Source organism: Iodobacter fluviatilis (assembly GCF_900451195.1).
GTDB lineage: Bacteria > Pseudomonadota > Gammaproteobacteria > Burkholderiales > Chitinibacteraceae > Iodobacter > Iodobacter fluviatilis.
This window is the reverse complement of record NZ_UGHR01000007.1, coordinates 1-18,372: the sequence shown is the minus strand read 5'-3', so window position 1 is coordinate 18,372 and position 18,372 is coordinate 1. Positions and strand designations below refer to the sequence as shown.

Annotated in this window: 16 protein-coding genes and 2 rRNA genes; 15 read left to right on the top strand and 3 right to left on the bottom strand. The window is 49.1% G+C overall.

Going from position 1 to position 18,372, the window contains the following annotated elements; all coding sequences use genetic code 11:
* Positions 1 to 24: 24 nt before the first annotated feature.
* The 10 genes from rplM (at position 25) to dinB (ending at position 8,301) form a co-directional block, all read left to right on the top strand.
* Positions 25 to 453, top strand: coding sequence for a 50S ribosomal protein L13 (gene rplM / locus DYD62_RS23060; RefSeq protein WP_099399337.1), 429 nt, complete (start codon positions 25 to 27; stop codon positions 451 to 453).
* A gap of 34 nt (positions 454 to 487) precedes the next feature.
* A complete protein-coding gene (rpsI, locus tag DYD62_RS23055) occupies positions 488 to 880 on the top strand; it encodes a 30S ribosomal protein S9 (protein ID WP_046352176.1) in 393 nt (130 codons plus the stop codon).
* A gap of 184 nt (positions 881 to 1,064) precedes the next feature.
* A complete protein-coding gene (argC, locus tag DYD62_RS23050) occupies positions 1,065 to 2,093 on the top strand; it encodes an N-acetyl-gamma-glutamyl-phosphate reductase (protein WP_115230210.1) in 1,029 nt (342 codons plus the stop codon).
* A complete protein-coding gene (locus DYD62_RS23045) occupies positions 2,094 to 2,807 on the top strand; it encodes a DUF6776 family protein (protein WP_115230209.1) in 714 nt (237 codons plus the stop codon).
* Positions 2,808 to 2,809: 2 nt separating this feature from the next.
* On the top strand, positions 2,810 to 3,214 hold the full coding sequence (locus DYD62_RS23040; protein ID WP_207916831.1) for a bactofilin family protein: 405 nt from the start codon (positions 2,810 to 2,812) through the stop codon (positions 3,212 to 3,214).
* 86 nt (positions 3,215 to 3,300) lie between these two features.
* Positions 3,301 to 3,651 (top strand): iron-sulfur cluster insertion protein ErpA, encoded by a 351-nt coding sequence (gene erpA, locus DYD62_RS23035; protein WP_115230207.1) that lies wholly within the window; start codon positions 3,301 to 3,303, stop codon positions 3,649 to 3,651.
* Positions 3,652 to 3,831: 180 nt separating this feature from the next.
* The gene (gene pap / locus DYD62_RS23030; protein ID WP_115230206.1) at positions 3,832 to 5,328 is read left to right on the top strand and encodes a polyphosphate:AMP phosphotransferase; all 1,497 of its coding nucleotides are present in this window, start codon (positions 3,832 to 3,834) and stop codon (positions 5,326 to 5,328) included.
* Positions 5,325 to 5,927 (top strand): malonic semialdehyde reductase, encoded by a 603-nt coding sequence (locus DYD62_RS23025; RefSeq protein ID WP_115230205.1) that lies wholly within the window; start codon positions 5,325 to 5,327, stop codon positions 5,925 to 5,927. The genes pap and DYD62_RS23025 overlap by 4 nt, the downstream gene beginning before the upstream one ends.
* A gap of 120 nt (positions 5,928 to 6,047) precedes the next feature.
* Positions 6,048 to 7,127: a hypothetical protein gene (locus tag DYD62_RS23020; protein WP_115230204.1), complete on the top strand. Its 1,080-nt coding sequence runs from the start codon at positions 6,048 to 6,050 to the stop codon at positions 7,125 to 7,127.
* 100 nt (positions 7,128 to 7,227) lie between these two features.
* Positions 7,228 to 8,301 carry a DNA polymerase IV gene (gene dinB, locus DYD62_RS23015; protein WP_233703006.1) on the top strand — a complete coding sequence of 358 codons (1,074 nt, stop codon included), beginning with the start codon at positions 7,228 to 7,230 and terminating at the stop codon, positions 8,299 to 8,301.
* 281 nt (positions 8,302 to 8,582) lie between these two features.
* Here the strand turns inward: dinB and DYD62_RS23010 are convergent, their stop codons facing one another.
* The 3 genes from DYD62_RS23010 to DYD62_RS23000 form a co-directional block, all read right to left on the bottom strand.
* Positions 8,583 to 9,458, bottom strand: coding sequence for a patatin-like phospholipase family protein (locus tag DYD62_RS23010; protein ID WP_115230202.1), 876 nt, complete (start codon positions 9,456 to 9,458; stop codon positions 8,583 to 8,585).
* Complete coding sequence (tsaA, locus tag DYD62_RS23005; protein ID WP_115230227.1) at positions 9,455 to 10,132, bottom strand: tRNA (N6-threonylcarbamoyladenosine(37)-N6)-methyltransferase TrmO; 678 nt, start codon at positions 10,130 to 10,132, stop codon at positions 9,455 to 9,457. The genes DYD62_RS23010 and tsaA overlap by 4 nt, the downstream gene beginning before the upstream one ends.
* 72 nt (positions 10,133 to 10,204) lie before the next feature.
* Positions 10,205 to 11,524 carry a sodium-dependent transporter gene (locus DYD62_RS23000; RefSeq protein WP_115230201.1) on the bottom strand — a complete coding sequence of 440 codons (1,320 nt, stop codon included), beginning with the start codon at positions 11,522 to 11,524 and terminating at the stop codon, positions 10,205 to 10,207.
* Positions 11,525 to 11,900: 376 nt separating this feature from the next.
* Between DYD62_RS23000 and DYD62_RS22995 the strand changes: the two genes are divergently transcribed.
* The 5 genes from DYD62_RS22995 to DYD62_RS22975 all read left to right on the top strand — a co-directional run.
* Positions 11,901 to 12,242, top strand: coding sequence for a hypothetical protein (locus DYD62_RS22995; RefSeq protein ID WP_115230200.1), 342 nt, complete (start codon positions 11,901 to 11,903; stop codon positions 12,240 to 12,242).
* A complete protein-coding gene (locus DYD62_RS22990; protein ID WP_115230199.1) occupies positions 12,217 to 12,897 on the top strand; it encodes an N-acetylmuramoyl-L-alanine amidase family protein in 681 nt (226 codons plus the stop codon). The genes DYD62_RS22995 and DYD62_RS22990 overlap by 26 nt, the downstream gene beginning before the upstream one ends.
* Positions 12,898 to 13,006: 109 nt before the next feature.
* Complete coding sequence (locus DYD62_RS22985; protein WP_115230226.1) at positions 13,007 to 14,713, top strand: proline--tRNA ligase; 1,707 nt, start codon at positions 13,007 to 13,009, stop codon at positions 14,711 to 14,713.
* Positions 14,714 to 15,194: 481 nt separating this feature from the next.
* Positions 15,195 to 16,728: ribosomal RNA gene (locus DYD62_RS22980) — 16S ribosomal RNA — on the top strand.
* Positions 16,729 to 17,032: 304 nt separating this feature from the next.
* Positions 17,033 to 18,372 (top strand): 23S ribosomal RNA (locus tag DYD62_RS22975); the annotation flags it as partial.

Genomic DNA, 18,372 nt, shown 5'->3' with positions numbered 1-18,372 from the left:
AAATCGTAACGTGGAAGAGCAGTCATGAAAACCTTTTCTGCCAAACCGCACGAAGTTAAGCGCGAGTGGTTCGTTGTTGATGCTACCGATATGGTTCTCGGTCGTCTCGCGGCTGAAGTCGCTAAACGTCTGCGTGGCAAGCACAAAGCTGAGTACACCCCTCACGTAGACTGTGGTGACCACATCGTGGTGGTGAACGCAGACAAGATCCGCGTAACCGGCAACAAAGCAACAGATAAAATTTACTACCGCCACACTGGTCACCCAGGTGGTATTTACCAGCGCACCTTTTCCGAGATGCAAGAAAAATTCCCGGGACGCGTGCTAGAAATGGCTGTTAAGGGCATGCTTCCAAAGGGTCCTCTCGGCTACGCTATGATCAAAAAGATGAAGGTTTATGCAGGTAGCGAACATCCGCACACCGCGCAACAGCCTAAAACCTTTTCTATCTAAGCGTTAACGCGTTTTCTACTAAGGAATTTGTATCATGGTAGGTAAATACTATTACGGTACCGGCCGTCGCAAGAGCGCAGTTGCTCGTGTGTTCGTAGCCAAAGGTAGCGGCAATATCATAGTCAACGGCAAGCCGGTTGATTCTTACTTTCCTCGCGAAACTAGTCGCATGGTCGTTCGCCAGCCTCTGGAACTGACCGCAAACCTCGAATCCTTCGACATTATGGTTAATGTTGTTGGTGGTGGTGAAACCGGCCAAGCCGGTGCGATTCGTCACGGTGTAACTCGTGCTCTGATTGAATTTGATGCAGCTCTTAAAGGCAGCCTCAAAGCAGCAGGTCTTGTTACTCGCGATGCTCGTGAAGTTGAACGTAAGAAAGTGGGTCTGCACGGCGCTCGTCGTCGCAAACAGTTCTCCAAGCGTTAATTCGCTGGAACTGCTTTCTACAAAAGCCACCCTCGGGTGGCTTTTGTGTTATCTGGGCCTAGTAAATAGCTTACGAAGTTTGACTGAACAAGCAGTTTTTCTAATATTTTCGTGAAATGTTTGGGCGAGTAGTGCCCTTTTTGTTTTAAGATTCGGCATACCTAACAAAAAGAGACGATACAGCATGATTAAGGTGGGGATTGTTGGTGGTACGGGGTATACCGGCGTAGAACTATTACGTTTGTTAGCTCGTCATTCTGGTGTGAAATTACAGGCCGTGACTTCTCGTAAAGAAGCGGGCATGAAAGTGGCAGAAATGTACCCAAGCCTTCGAGGCTGGGTAGATTTGGCTTTCTCTACACCTGAAGAAGCCTGTCTTACTGAATGCGATGTGGTGTTTTTTGCGACCCCCAATGGCATTGCGATGCAACAAGCGCGTGAGCTATTAAATGCTGGGGTCAAAGTGATTGATCTGGCTGCGGATTACCGTATTAAAGATCTCGCAGAGTGGTCTAAATGGTATGGCATGCAACATGCCTCGCCGGAGTTGGTTGAAGAGGCCGTTTATGGTTTGCCGGAAATTAATCGTGCTGCAATTAAAGGGGCTCGTTTAATTGCTAATCCTGGCTGCTATCCTACTGCAGTGCAATTGGGTTTCTTGCCCTTGATTGAGGCGGGAGTCATTGATACCAGCAGCCTGATTGCAGATTGTAAGTCGGGTGTTTCCGGAGCCGGGCGCAAAGCCGAATTAGGTGCTTTATTTTCCGAAGCGGCTGATAATTTCAAGGCATACGGAGTGGCAGGCCATCGGCATTTGCCAGAAATTCGTCAGGGCTTGGCCCGTGCATCAGGCGCTCCTGTAGGCTTAACTTTTGTACCTCATCTTACACCGCTGATCCGCGGTATCCATGCCACGCTCTATGCCAAAATAACTAAAGATGTTGATCTGCAGGCGCTGTTTGAGCAACGTTATCAGGGTGAGCAATTTGTTGATGTGTTGCCTGCTGGCTCGCATCCGGAAACACGCTCTGTTCGTGGTGCCAATATATGTCGGATTGCGGTGCACCGCCCGCAAGGCGGCGACACGGTGGTAATCTTGTCGGCCATTGATAATCTGGTCAAAGGTGCGGCAGGGCAAGCAGTGCAAAATATGAATATCCTCTTCGATTTGCCTGAAGGTACCGGCCTCGACGTTGTGCCTTTACTGCCTTAAATGCCTATCAAGCGTTTTTATCGTTTGCAACGTGCGCGGCTGATGGCTGCGCCTTTGTCGCTGCAGCCTGTGATTGGCTGGCGGGGGCGACTGCTGCGTATTGCTGCCTTATTTTGTATGGCGATGAGTTTTTTAGGTTTTGGTGCCTATGTGGGTTATCAATATGCTTTAAACCGCAATGCGGCGTATTTGGCAGAAAAAATGCAGCGTCTCGCAAGCCAGACTGAGCAATTAGGCGCGGGGCAGGCGAAGCTGCAACTGCTGGAGCAGCAAATTAAAGTGGGTCAGGGCGAGCGCGATGGTTTGGTTCAGGCCTTAAGCACGGCGCAGAGCGAATTGGCTGCAAAGCAGGAGGCCCTGTCTTTTTTTGAATCTTTATTACAAAGCAATGATCGTAACCGAGCCGTAAGCTTTAGCGCGTGCGAGTTGCAATCAGTGGGCGGCGGGCGTTGGCGCTATCGCTTGCTGCTGGTGCAGGGAACTGACCGCAGCACAGAGTTTGCTGGGCGTTTACAGGCCAGCGTGCAATATCAGGAACACGGCAAACGACAAAATATGCAGATCGAACCCTTACCGGTGAAATTTAGCCATTATTTGCGGCAGGAAGGCGAGCTGACTCTGCCCTCAGGTGCTTTGCCTCAATTATTTGAAGCGCGTATTTTTACGGATAACAATAAGCAGGCGGTTGCCAGCTGCCAGAAAAAGGGAGGATGAGCGTGTTTAAAAGTAAAAAAGGTTCAACCAAGATTGATAGCCTGATTGGGCAAGGTACGACGGTGCGGGGCGATATTAGTTTTTCGGGTGGTTTAAGAATTGATGGGACGGTGATTGGCCGTGTCTCCGCCAGTGATCCTAAAAGTGGTACTTTGGTCATCAGTGAAAAAGCACGTATTGAAGGCAGCGTACAATGCTCTCATCTGATTCATAACGGCGAGATTATTGGGCCGATTGAAGTGGCTCAATATGTTGAACTGCAAACCAAGGCCCGCATTAAGGGTGACCTGAGCTATAAAACTTTAGAAATGCATGCTGGGGCAATGATTCAGGGCAAGCTGCTGCATTTAAGCAATGGCAAGCAGGAAGAAATTGATCCGGCCAGTGTAGCAACGGTAGAAGAATGACCGTTGCCGCTGCCGAATATTGACCGCTGTAGCTTGCGCGGTAGATAATACCTTATCCTTTTAGTCAACTATTTTTGGAGTGTCCCATGAACACTGTGACCGACATGCCAATCCCCTTTGTTTTCACTGATTCTGCTGCGGAAAAAGTCCGTGATTTAATTATCGAAGAAGGCAATCCGGATCTGAAACTTCGTGTGTTTGTAACCGGCGGCGGCTGTTCTGGCTTCCAGTATGGTTTCACATTTGACGAAATCATGAATGAAGACGATACCCCGGTTGAAAAAAACGGCGTCACCTTGCTGGTTGATCCGATGAGCTATCAATATCTGGTGGGGGCCGAGATCGATTATGTGGAAAGCCTTGAAGGCTCTCAGTTCACCATTAAGAACCCGAATGCATCGACCACTTGCGGTTGTGGTTCTTCATTCTCGGTGTAAACTCTTTAGCACCATCACAGAAAAGGAAGCTTGCTTCCTTTTTTTTCGTCTGAACAAGCCGTACTCAGGCGGCTAGGTTTTTAAACTGCTCTGTATTAAATACATTTTTCGTCATATTGGTACTGGTGTAATTTCGCACTCCTGACTGATAATGAACTTACTCAACGCTGGGGGTAAGGCATGTTTGAATCTGCACAGTTAGGCCACAAAGTAGATAAAGCTATTTATAAAGAGCAAGAGCCTTTATTGCGTGAGGCCTTGCTGGCCGTGCAATACCAATTAAAAGAGCAGGCTAATTTTCCTGTGGTGATTCTTTTGGGGGGCGTGCCCACTGCGGGGAAGGCAGAAACCGCTAATTTACTTCTGGAATGGCTGGATCCTAGGCTGATTGAAAGCCATGCTTTTGGGGTTAAAAGTGATGAAGAGCTGGCTAGGCCCGCCATGTGGCGTTTCTGGCGGGCACTTCCTCCCAAAGGCAAAATTTCACTGATGTTTGGTGGCTGGTATGCGGGGCCGATGTGGGATTACTTGCAGGGCGGCTACGCGGATCGCTTTGAGCATGAAGTAGAGCGCATTGCGCGTTTTGAGAAAATGCTCTCCGATGAAGGCGTATTGCTGCTGAAGTTTTGGCTGCACTTGCCCAAAGATGAGCTGAAAAAACGCATTAAGAAGCTGGAGGCCGATGATCGCACCGCCTGGCGTGTTACCGATCAGGATAAGCAATTTTTGAAATATTACGATCAGATTATGGAAGCGCAATTGGCTATGGTCATGCGCTCAAATCTGGCAGATTCACCGTGGCGGGTTATCGAAGGGACGGATGCAAATTATCGCTCGCTCACGGTAGGCAAGCAGATTGAAGAAGCAATTAAGCACCATTTGGAGCGCGGCACTTTAACGCAGAAGCGAATCGAAGCCGCACCATTGCTCCCCTCGATTGATGGATTACGCCTCCTGGATAAATTGCAGCTAGATAGCAATTTAAGCAAGGCAGATTACTCGGTTAAGCTTGAAGAATTACAAGGCCGCCTTAATTTGCTGACCCGCCACCCAAAATTTAAAGAAATGTCGGTTTCTTTAGTATTTGAGGGAATGGATGCAGCGGGCAAAGGTGGCAGTATTCGGCGGATTACCGCTGCACTGGATGCTCGCCAGTACCGGGTGGTTCCTGTTGCTGCGCCAACAGAAGAAGAGCGCGCTCAGCCCTACCTCTGGCGTTTTTGGCGGCATGTGCCTCAACATGGGCGCATGACTATCTTTGATCGTTCATGGTATGGCCGTGTTTTAGTTGAACGGGTCGAGGGTTTTGCTCAGCGTGCAGACTGGATGCGTGCCTATAACGAAATCAACGATTTTGAAGCAGAATTAGATGCCGCTAACAGTATCGTATTAAAGTTTTGGCTGGCCATCAGCAAGGAAGAGCAATTAAGGCGTTTTGAAGAACGCGAGCAAACTGAATTTAAGCGTTTTAAAATCACCGATGAAGACTGGCGTAACCGCGATAAATGGGATGAATATATTGTGGCGGCCAGCGATATGATTGACCGTACCAATACACTGCACGCACCCTGGCATATGATAGGCGCGAATAATAAATACCAGGCCAGAATCAGCATTTTAGAAAAACTCTGTGAGGCTTTAGAGTCTCGTTTACAAAGCAAGGAAAAGAAAAAATGACTTTAATTATAGATTCAGTTTTAAATCACAAAGCTCAGGCGCAATTATTTACTGAAGCACGTACACATAATGCTTGGCAGGATCGTGATGTAAGTGATGAGTTATTGAATCAGCTTTATGATTTATTAAAATGGGCACCTACATCGGCTAATGCGGCCCCGGCACGGTTTGTTTTTGTTAAATCCCCAGCGGCTAAGGCCAAATTATTGCCTAGCCTGAGTGAAGGTAATATTGAAAAAACCATGAAAGCACCGGTGACGGTGATTGTGGCCCATGATCTAGAGTTTTATGAGCAATTGCCTGTGTTATTTCCGCAAGCAGATGCAAAAAGCTGGTTTGCTGGTAATGAAGCAGCCATTAATAGCACAGTACAAAGAAATGGTAGTTTGCAAGGTGCTTATTTAATTATGGCTGCACGCACATTAGGCTTAGACTGCGGGCCAATGTCTGGTTTTGATCAGAGCAAAGTGGATGAGGCTTTTTTTGCCGGTAGCCAATGGCGTTCTAATTTTCTGATTAATTTGGGTTATGGCGATACCACTCAGCTTTACCCAAGAAATCCTCGCCTGGATTTTGCTCAAGCTTGCCGGATTGAATAATCTTTTTTGAAACTGTAGGGAAAATAAGCCGCGTTGATGAGTCAGGTGCTTCGCGGCTTTATTTATGCTGTGCATTTTTAAGTTTGTGTTTCTCTCTGTAATCGGTAATTCAGGAAAATAATGGCGGAATGGAGTGTTTGGAAGGCGTTGGAACAGGTTCGGCAAAAAAAGCGCGAGCTTGATCCCCTGTTTGCCCGTGCTGGGATTGCCCCTGAGCTGGCCACCATCGCCAATCGGATTTGTCTGGATTTAAAACGCTCACCGCCTACTTTGCCCCTGCTGACCGGAGATAAAACGCGCGATGCTGAAGCCATGGGCATGTATTACGAAGGCTATGCCCGCCAGTATGAAGAGGCGTTTTATAAAGCAGAAAACTTACTTCGGTTTACATGGGTGCCTGAAGCATTGCCCATTGCTTCCTTGGTTTCGGCTGAAATTATTCGCTTACGTGATCAGCTAAAAAATGAGCAGGGAAAAACGCCAGACTTCACCGTTTTAGAAGCTTTATTGTTTAATTATGTACGCCTTGATCACCCAACATTAGCGCTGCCCCCTGATTTGCTGTCTAACCGCCGCCGCGAGCTGACGGATGTGGCAGGCTATCCGTTGCTGGTTCAGCATGCACATAGCGAAATGCAAAATGACAGCGTGCCGCCCCTGCTGAGTGAAGAATTCAAAACGCAGCTTAGTGAGCACTTGCAGCGTTATCTGGCTTCACCATGGCTGCATTGCCCCCTGATTACCCAGTGGTATGTCACCCTAGCCCTAGATACCGGCCTCGCACGGAAAAAACATGATGCATTGGATGACCAGCTTACTGCATCGTTACTGAAGCGCCGCTGGCCCTCTTTATCAAACTGGATGCCTCAATTCGAATTTGCCGATCAGTGCTGGTATATCTCTTTATCGCTGCTGGCGCTGGTGAGCTTGTTTATGGAATGGTGGTGGCTTGCTGCCCCCATGGTGATCTGGCTGCATTTGTCTTTGGGTGCGCATCGGCGGGAAAGAAAAGAAATTGAAGACCGGCGTGCTTTTTTATTAGGCCAGGCCCAGATGCTAAAAAGAACCCGTGATCGTTTTGGAGTAGGGCACATCTCTTTAGAGAAACTGGCTTTCCAGCTGCGGCACTGGGATGAGAAGGGCGAGTATTTCGAGCCTCAGCTTTTTGATTTGCTTGCTTTGCATCAGCATCAGGAATAAAGCCATAGATCATGGGGCTGGGCACGCCTTACATCAGTATGAGCGAATGTGAGGCTGACAATCTTATAGAACGATCGTACAATAAGGGTACAGATTCTTCTTGGATTACGCCGTGTACGCCCAGCGCAAGATCATCCATATTGATTGTGATTGCTTCTACGCAGCAGTTGAAATGCGCGATCAGCCTGCGCTGCGCAATGTGCCTTTGGCCATTGGCGGAGAGGCCGACCGGCGTGGTGTGATCGCAACCTGTAATTATCCGGCTCGTAAGTTTGGCGTGCACTCGGCGATGTCTACTTATCGCGCTCAGCAAATGTGCCCGCAGCTTGTTTTACTTCCCCCTGATTTCCCCCGTTATCGCGCTGCATCACAGGCGATGCGCGCTATTTTCGCCGATTACACCGACAATATTGAGCCTTTATCGCTGGATGAAGCTTATTTAGATGTCACTGGCCTGTTGCATTGCCAGGGCAGCGCATCACGCATGGCGCAGGAAATCAGAGCGCGTATCGCCGCAGAAGTCGGCATTACCGCCAGCGCGGGCATTGCCCCAAATAAGCTATTAGCCAAAATTGCCAGTGACTGGCATAAGCCCAACGGACAGTTTGTGATTCGCCCGCAGGATATCGATGCCTTTATGCTTGGCTTGCCGCTAAAAAAGCTTTGGGGCGTGGGTAAGGTTACGGCTGCCCGTCTGGCAAGGCAGGGTGCACATTGTTGTGCTGATTTGCAAGGCTGGCCATTGGAGCGATTGTTGCGTGAGTTCGGTAAATTTGGCAGCCAGTTATTCGAGCAGTGCCGGGGGATCGATTTACGGCCGGTTGCTAATGATGAGCGGCGAAAATCCTTATCAGTAGAAAATACCTTTGACCATGATTTACCTGACCTGGCGGCCTGTCATGCAGCATTACCTGCTCTGGTAAGTGATTGGCAGAGGCGGATGCAGCGTGCCATTGGTGAGCGTCAGCATAAAGCTTTCGTCAAAATAAAATTCAGTGATTTTAGTCAGACTACCGTTGAGTGCATTTGCCCGCATCCATCCATAGAAACCTTTGGGCTTTTACTGGCTGAAGGCTTTGAGCGGGGCAAAAAGCCCGTGAGGCTTTTGGGAGTAGGGGCCAGATTTGAAGAGGCTAAAGTGCAGCCAGAGCAGCTTTGCCTGTGGCCCGCATAACAGAATGGTCTGGTTTTTTTCTTAAACAATTGGCACTTAACAAGGCTCTGTAATTTGTTGTGCCAGTTTGCCAAGCTTGAAGCTCTGGAAAAAAAGCGCGGAGTTCACATAGAAAGCGGGTTACCCCTTTTTTCTGCGTACTCTGCGCTCTCTGGTTTTAAGATTGTGCTGCTTAGCGTTAAGCGGAAGCAGCGTGTCTGATAAAAAAATAATACTCGCTTTACTTACTTTTTTACCAGGTCAGATGAAGCAACAAGCTTAGGTGCGCAGATCTGTGCTGCTTATTTAGCCAGTGTTTTTTGCTTTTCCAGCATACGGCGTTTAATTTCTGAGATGGCGGCAACCGTTGCTTTTTCACCTTCTAAAATGGCGACGTTTTTCTGATCAAAATCTGCTGCGCCAATCTTACCCACTTTGGGGCGAAGGATAAAATCCGCGCGCGTCATTTCTTGCTCGCCTAGTTTTTGCCCCATGATCATGACCGCTTGGTTTACGATTCCAAGCATATTGTTTGGGGTGTTGCTGCCGTTGGCCTTGGATGAAATATCAACTGCGATAATAAAATCGGCTCCTAGTTCTTTGGCAGCATCAACGGGCACTGGGCTGATGACGCCGCCATCTACATAGCGGCGTCCTGCAATCATCACTGGCTCAAATACACCGGGGATGCTGGATGAGGCACGCACAGCTTGGCCGGTGTTTCCTCGTGCAAAAGAAATTCGCGTGCCGGTATCCAGCTCAGTTGCCACTGCTGCAAAAGGTTTGTTGAGCTTATCCAGCGGGCGGTTATCAACAAGTTTATTGACGTAATCTTGTAGTTTTTGCCCTTTAACTAAACCGCCTGACATCAGACTTAAATCCCGAATTTGTGATTCATCTAGGCCAAATGCGCGTTCCTGTAGCGTAAAACCATTCATTCCCGAGGCGTACAGTGCGCCAACTACGCTGCCTGCACTGGTGCCTGAAACGACGTCTGGAACGATGCCGTTAGCTTCCAGCATTTTAATTACACCAATATGGGCAAAGCCCTTGGCTGCGCCACCACCGAGTGCCAAGCCAATTTTAAGTTTCGGTAGTGGTTTGGGCTCAGCAGGTGGATTGCTGGTGCATGCGGCTAAAAAGCTCAGGCTGATTAAGCTTGCAAACAGTTTTTTCATACTACTTTCTCCAGGGCGATCACGAAGGCGGTTTGCCCATCGCAGCGCCATTTCACATCAAATTGATACAGCCTTACGCCATAGATGCGGTCTGCATCATTTGCATAGGCTGGTCGAGGGTCTTGTTTTAATACGTCTTCAATTAATTCACGCAGTTCTGGTCTTAGGCGTGCTGTTGCATCAGGGCTAAAAACAACTTTAAGTTCTGGCGGAGGGCTGTCAGCAAAGCCGCCTCGCGCATCAGGAAGGCTTTCAGCGTAAGGGATATAAGGCTTGATATCTAAAATGGGCGTGCCATCGACTAAATCAATCCCTTTAAATGTCAGGGTGACGCCAGATTGGGTATCCACTTTAATCAGTTCAACTAAAGACAAGCCAATCGGGTTGGGCCGAAACGGTGAGCGGCTGGCAAAAACCCCTATTCTGGTATTGCCACCCAGCCTAGGTGGGCGCACGGTGGGCTTCCAGTCCGTGGCACTTTGGTGAAACACAAAGGTGAGCCAGACATGGGAAAAGTCTTCCAGCCCGCGCACGGCTTCGCTGCGATTATAAGGCGGCAGTAGCTTTAGTACCCCCAATGCGTTGGGGGCTAAGCTGGGCTGGCGTGGAATACCAAATTTATCTGCAAAGGGAGTAGCCAAGTAGCCGATGGGCTGAAAGGTAAAACTGCTCACGCTGGCGTCCACCAAGAGTCAAAAAAGCGGGGCCGAAGCCCCGCTGGATTATATGCGAATTAACTTCTTACTTTACAGATTATGTACCCAGATCACGCCGATCATAATTGGCGCAACGATGGCACAAATACCACGGAAAGCAGGGATCCAGCGTCCGCCTCCATTGCTGAGCAGCTCGCTATGGATGCGTGGCCAGATGGTCCAGCCTGCGAAGATGGCAACTAAAATGCCGCCCGCTGGCATCATGATATTAGATGTTGTGTAATCCATCAGATCAAATGCTGTTTTGCCAAATAATTTCATCTCTGCCATCGGGCCAAAAGAAAGGGCCGCAGGGATGCTGGCAATAAATACGGCAGCAGTGGTGATATAAGCCGCACGGCGGCGCTCCCAGCCAAATTCATCGATGAAGTAGCTGACAATCGGCTCAACAATCGATACCGATGAGGTGAGTGCTGCAAATAAAAGTAGTAAGAAGAAGGCAACTGCCCACGCTTGGCCAAATGGCATTTGTGCAAAGATGGCTGGCATGGTGATAAAGGTCAGGCCAGGACCCGCTGCAGGGTCAACGCCAAAAGCAAATACGGCAGGCAGAACCATAAAGCCAGCCAAAACGCTGGCTAAGGTAGCCAAGATAGAAATCCACAGCGTTGCACCGGCCAAGTTGGTGTCTTTATCGACATAAGAGCCGTAGGAAATAATAATCCCCATGCCCAGAGACAATGAGAAAAACGCCAGACCAAGGGCATCAACCACCATAGCGGAAGTCAGCTTGCTAAAGTCCGGGGTCATAAAGTAGCGTACGCCTTCCCATGCGCCAGGCAGGGTGAGCGAGCGGGCAATTAAGACCAGCATCAAAAGAAAGAGAGCGGGCATTAATACTTTGCTCATGCGCTCAATACCTTTTTGTACGCCTCCTAATACAACGGCAACGGTTACGCCCAGAAAGAGCGCTGTATAAAATAGGGCACTGGCAGGGTCAGCAATAAAGTGCGTAAAGGCGGCCGCAAGCGCCTTGGTGTCTTGCCCCAGTGCTTCGCCTGTAATGGATTTACCAATGTAAGCAATCACCCATCCGCCGACCACGCTGTAGTAAGCCATTACAATAAAAATACACAGTACAGATAAGCGGCCAGCCCAAGGCCAGAGACCACCTTTTAAATCACGAAATGCCGTGGTCGCTGAGCGATTGGCTGCACGGCCAATCACCATTTCTGCGAGCAGGAGAGCAATACCAACGGTGAATACGCAGGCTAAGTAGGCGAGTAGAAACACGCCGCCACCATTTTTACCTGCTACATAGGGGAATTTCCAGATGGCTCCAAGGCCAACTGCGGAGCCAGAGGCGGCCAGAATAAAGCCGAGGCGAGAGCCCCAATTTGCACGAGACATAGATCATTTTCCGAAATAATTACTGCTGAAAAAAAGGACATAGAACTACCCCGTCATTTTTTTGAAAGACAGATTTCGAAAAGATGGCATCAATAAGCTGATTTGCTGAAAGGCTATCTTTATAAATCAGTAAAGGCTTGTGGCTTTTAATGATTTAGTGGGTAAGTATGCATTTAACCTGACTTGTTATTTTTTATCTTCATTGAATAGTTACTTGATTTTGTGATCTATGTTTGGTTTCAATGCTTTTTGCATATCTGGCTGATATGGTATTTCTGGGGTTGGGAGTGGTGAATAAAATGACGTGAAAAAATAGTTTTTGACTTGCCAAGTCAGAAACAAGTCGCGACACTAGCCGCTCTTTTGTGAGGTAGCCATGTCATTTTATTTTCGTCCCGATAATGTCCCTGAGCTGGGTGGCCTGAGCCGCTGGGAGCAACGCGTCTTGCTGCGCGGTACATTTTTAAAAGAACGCGCCATGTCGACCTTGGTCTTGCTCGTGGTGGTGATTGCAAGTGTGCAATTTGTAATCAATCCCGTTTTGGCTTCGGTATGGCCAGATTTTCAAAATAACAGTCTTCCCTATGCGGGTGTGCTGGTTGTTTGGTTATTACTTCTAATGTGGCTACGCGATGTCGTGATGATGAATATATTGCGTCCTAAAATTGCAATTAAACGTGCTGAGAAAGCCAATGTGGCGATTCCTCCTGCTGCTTAGTAGTGCCGTATCCGTACAAGCTGCCACTATTGCCGTCGATGTGGGGCATTATCTGGCGGCTCCCGGTGCGACCAGTGCTTATGGTTCGAGCGAGTTTAGCTACAACCTAGCGCTTGCCCGACGGGTAGAAAGCACATTGCAGACCGCAGGGCATAAGGTGCTCTTAATTAATGCGGATGGCCAGATGCGCGACTTGCGTGCTCGGGTGCAGGCCGCAGCAGCGGCTGATTTGTTGATTTCTATCCATCACGATTCAGTCCAGCCGCAGTACCTACAGACATGGGATGTGGCAGGTAAGAGCCAGCGCTATGCGGATCAATTTAGCGGATATTCTTTGTTTGTTCATTCGCAGGCCTCGCAGTTTAGCCGCTCTTTTGCCTGTGCTCAGGCCGTATCGCAATCTCTGCTTGCTCAGGACTTTAAGCCCACGAACCACCATGCTCCAGGCATTGCAGGCGAAGATCGTCTGCAGCTTGACCCTAAACTTGGCATTTACGACGCTGATTTTGTTGTGGTTCGTCTCGGCAAAATTCCTGCCATCTTGTTTGAAGCCGGTGTAATTGTAAATCGCGCGGACGCACTTGCTTTGCAAGAGCCTGCAACCCAAAACCATATGGCCGAAGCCATTGCTAAAGGCCTTAGCTGCCTTAAATAAAGCCCAGCCCCAGCTGCTTATTTGCTAAATGTTTATGCAAGGTTGGCACAGGGGCGGGTCTATCGTCTAAAATCCCCTCTTTGTTTTTTAAATGAACTCGGTTGCCGCCATGCGCACGTCACAACTTTATTTCTCGACTTTAAAAGAAGCGCCTTCAGAGGCCGAACTGATCTCGCACAAGCTGATGCTGCGTGCAGGTTTAATCAAGCGCCTCGGTTCTGGCCTCTATACATGGATGCCTCTGGGCTTACGCGTGCTGCGTAAGGTTGAAGCCGTGATCCGCGATGAGATGAATAAAGCGGGTGCGCAAGAAATGTTAATGCCTGCGGTACAGCCTGCAGAGCTGTGGCAGGAAACGGGTCGTTGGGATGTGTTTGGCCCACAAATGCTGAAAATCACCGATCGTCATGAGCGCCAGTTTTGCTTTGGCCCAACGCACGAAGAAGTGATTACCGATATCGCTCGCTCTGAATTACGCAGCTATAAACAGCTGCCAGTAAGCTTCTACCAAGTACAGACTAAATTCCGTGATGAAATTCGCCCACGTTTTGGCGTGATGCGCGCGCGCGAATTTATGATGAAGGATGCTTATTCTTTCCATGCCGATTTTGAGTCGCTGCAAGCTACTTATGGCGTGATGTACCAAAGCTACTCTAATGTGTTCACTCGTTTGGGCTTGAAGTTCCGCGCTGTGGCGGCCGACACCGGCGCAATTGGCGGCTCGGGCAGCCATGAATTCCATGTCTTGGCGGATGCGGGTGAAGATCTTTTAGCCTACTGCCCAGATTCTGACTACGCAGCCAATACTGAGCTTGCCGAAGCGTTTGCGCCTGCAGAGCCACGCCGTGCGCCAGCTGAGGCGATGCGTGATGTCGATACTCCAAAACAAACCTCCTGCGAAGCCGTTGCTGCACTCTTAGATATCAGCATTGAGCGCACTGTTAAATTACTGGCCTTGATGACATCCGCCAATGAGCTGGTCATTGCCCTGCTGCGCGGCGATCACAATCTGAACGAAGTCAAGCTGGCTAAGGTTGAAGGCATGGCTGATTTCCGCTTTGCCAGTGATGAAGAAATCCGCGCCGCTTTTAATTGCCCGCCGGGTTTCCTTGGGCCGGTTGGTATTCCTGCGGGTGTGCGTGTGATCGCAGATCGCACCGTTGCCGTAATGAGTGATTTTGTTTGTGGCGCAAATAAGCCTAAGTTCCACTTGGCAGGCGTTAACTTTGGCCGTGATTTGCCAGAGCCAAATATCGTTGCTGATATTCGTAATGTAGTGAATGGCGATGCCAGCCCAGATGGTAAAGGCACATTGGAAATCTGTCGTGGTATTGAAGTTGGCCACATCTTCCAGCTGCGCACTACTTACGCAGAAAAGATGAAGTGTCAGTTCACGGATGCGGATGGTTCGCTAAAAACGATGGAAATGGGGTGCTATGGCATCGGAGTATCGCGCATCGTGGCCGCTGCTATTGAGCAAAACCATGACGAGCGCGGGATTAAATACCCAGCCGCCATCGCGCCGTTTACTGTAGCGATTGTGCCTATGGGCTATCATCGTTCGGAAACCATTAAAGCTGCAGCCGACGCGTTATATGCCGATTTTGTGGCTGCCGGTATTGATGTTTTGCTGGATGATCGTAATGAGCGTCCGGGCTCGATGTTTGCTGATATGGAGCTCATCGGTATTCCTCATCGCATCACGATCGGTGAAAAAGGCTTGGCTGAAGGCATGGTTGAATACATTGCCCGTGCCGGTGGCGAGATGGAGAAAATTGCATTAGCAGATGCGGTTCGCATCCTCAGCGAAAAGTAAGTTTGTAGTGAAAGGGCGCTGTATAGAGACAGCGCCTTTTTTTTCGTATCGAAAATCCTCTGCTGCCGATAAGAACCCTTCTGTTTTAAGTTGTCTGCTGCGGTTTTCTCGTGTTTTGCCTGTTTTTGAGTAGTGCTGTCCTTTTTTATGCCTGTTCAAAAGGCGCTTGTTGAAAGATTTGTATAGTTTTGCTTTTTGCACACAAGATTTGTGTTTTATACAAATCAATGGTTTAGCGACTTTTGTGGCTTTTGTTGTGGCTCAGGTGTTGACCGAATAGGGCCCCGCCGGTATAGTTCGGCCTCTCGCTGCAGCACACACGGAAACACAGTGTGCAGATAGCGAGAACGATCTTTAAAAAAATACAGTCGATGAGTGTGAGTGCTTGATTCGGAAGCGAAACAAGTGCTTGCATTAGTAAGGTGCATTCAGCAATGGATGTGCCGAATAAAGTAAGCCAGTAAGTACTAGCTTAGTGATTAAACTAAAGAGTTTGATCCTGGCTCAGATTGAACGCTGGCGGCATGCTTTACACATGCAAGTCGAACGGTAACAGGGTGCTTGCACCGCTGACGAGTGGCGAACGGGTGAGTAATATATCGGAACGTACCTAGTAATGGGGGATAACTATCCGAAAGGATAGCTAATACCGCATACGCCCTGAGGGGGAAAGAGGGGGATCGCAAGACCTCTCGTTATTAGAGCGGCCGATATCAGATTAGCTAGTTGGTGAGGTAAAGGCTCACCAAGGCAACGATCTGTAGCGGGTCTTAGAGGACGATCCGCCACACTGGAACTGAGACACGGTCCAGACTCCTACGGGAGGCAGCAGTGGGGAATCTTGGACAATGGGCGCAAGCCTGATCCAGCAATGCCGCGTGCGTGAAGAAGGCCTTCGGGTTGTAAAGCGCTTTTGTTCGGGAGGAAATCCTAGTGGCTAATATCCATTGGGGATGACAGTACCGGAAGAATAAGGACCGGCTAACTACGTGCCAGCAGCCGCGGTAATACGTAGGGTCCAAGCGTTAATCGGAATTACTGGGCGTAAAGGGTGCGCAGGTGGTTGATTAAGTGTGATGTGAAAGCCCCGGGCTCAACCTGGGAATTGCATTGCAAACTGGTCAACTAGAGTATGGCAGAGGGGGGTGGAATTCCGCGTGTAGCAGTGAAATGCGTAGAGATGCGGAGGAACACCGATGGCGAAGGCAACCCCCTGGGCTAATACTGACACTCATGCACGAAAGCGTGGGGAGCAAACAGGATTAGATACCCTGGTAGTCCACGCCCTAAACGATGTCTACTAGTTGTTGGGGAATTCGTTCCTTAGTAACGCAGCTAACGCGTGAAGTAGACCGCCTGGGGAGTACGGCCGCAAGGCTAAAACTCAAAGGAATTGACGGGGGCCCGCACAAGCGGTGGATGATGTGGATTAATTCGATGCAACGCGAAAAACCTTACCTAGCCTTGACATGTCAAGAATCCCTGAGAGATTGGGGAGTGCCGCAAGGAACTTGAACACAGGTGCTGCATGGCTGTCGTCAGCTCGTGTCGTGAGATGTTGGGTTAAGTCCCGCAACGAGCGCAACCCTTGTCCTTAGTTGCTACCATTTAGTTGGGCACTTTAAGGAGACTGCCGGTGACAAACCGGAGGAAGGTGGGGATGACGTCAAGTCCTCATGGCCCTTATGGCTAGGGCTTCACACGTCATACAATGGTCGGTACAGAGGGTTGCCAAGCCGCGAGGTGGAGCTAATCTCATAAAACCGATCGTAGTCCGGATTGGAGTCTGCAACTCGACTCCATGAAGTCGGAATCGCTAGTAATCGCGGATCAGCATGTCGCGGTGAATACGTTCCCGGGCCTTGTACACACCGCCCGTCACACCATGGGAATGGGTTTCACCAGAAGTAGGTAGGCTAACCGTAAGGAGGCCGCTTACCACGGTGGGATTCATGACTGGGGTGAAGTCGTAACAAGGTAGCCGTAGGGGAACCTGCGGCTGGATCACCTCCTTTCAAGAGAAGACTTTTGGATTGAGTACTCACACTCATCGACTGTAGGTTTAGGGATTGTTGATTAGGATTCAGAATTGATGTGATTTAATAAAGTCACATTTATTCTGGTTTCTAAAATCAGCAAGACAGTAACTTGATCTTTAAAAAAATAGAAGAAGTAATACTCAAATTTAGAAATAAATAAGGGTAGATTGTATCAAAATCGATTGTTCGAAGTCAGAACTGAATAATCGATGTCGCAAACAAAGCGAAATCAGATACTTCGAATTGTATTAACTTTGTTGATACGTGTTTGAGGTTATAGGATCAAGCGACTAAGTGCATCTGGTGGATGCCTTGGCGATGATAGGCGAAGAAGGACGCGTTAGCCTGCGAAAAGCACGGGGAGCTGGCAAATAAGCATTGATCCCGTGATATCCGAATGGGGAAACCCGGCCCTTTTGGGTCATCCATGACTGAATACATAGGTCATGAGAAGCGAACTCGGCGAACTGAAACATCTAAGTAGCCGAAGGAAAAGAAATCAACCGAGATTCCCAAAGTAGTGGCGAGCGAAATGGGAAGAGCCTGCATGTGATAAATCAAACTTTAGTGGAACAGTCTGGAAAGTCTGGCGACAGTGGGTGATAGCCCCGTACACGAAAAAGATTGGTTGGTACTAAGCATGCGACAAGTAGGGCGGGACACGAGAAATCCTGTTTGAAGATGGGGGGACCATCCTCCAAGGCTAAATACTCATCATCGACCGATAGTGAACCAGTACCGTGAGGGAAAGCGAAAAGAACCCCGGGAGGGGAGTGAAATAGAACCTGAAACCGGATGCATACAAACAGTGGGAGCCCTTGCAAAATGGGGTGACTGCGTACCTTTTGTATAATGGGTCAGCGACTTACGTTCAGTAGCAAGCTTAACCGAGTAGGGGAGGCGTAGGGAAACCGAGTCCGAATAGGGCGCATAGTTGCTGGGCGTAGACCCGAAACCAAGTGATCTATCCATGGCCAGGATGAAGGTGCGGTAACACGCACTGGAGGTCCGAACCCACTAATGTTGCAAAATTAGGGGATGAGCTGTGGATAGGGGTGAAAGGCTAAACAAACTTGGAAATAGCTGGTTCTCCTCGAAAACTATTTAGGTAGTGCCTCATGTATCACTGACGGGGGTAAAGCACTGTTATGGCTAGGGGGTCATCGCGACTTACCAAACCATGGCAAACTCTGAATACCGTCAAGTGCGAGCATGGGAGACAGACTGTGGGTGCTAACGTCCATGGTCAAGAGGGAAACAACCCAGATCGCCGTCTAAGGTCCCAAATAATCAGTTAAGTGGAAAACGAGGTGGGAAGGCATAGACAGCCAGGATGTTGGCTTAGAAGCAGCCATCATTTAAAGAAAGCGTAATAGCTCACTGGTCGAGTCGTCCTGCGCGGAAGATGTAACGGGGCTCAAACTGATAACCGAAGACGCGAATATGCACGATGTGCATATGGTAGAGGAGCGTTCCGTAGGCCTGCGAAGGTGTCTTGAGAAGGATGCTGGAGGTATCGGAAGTGCGAATGCTGACATGAGTAGCGATAATGCGGGTGAAAAGCCCGCACACCGAAAACCCAAGGTTTCCTGCGCAACGTTCATCGGCGCAGGGTGAGTC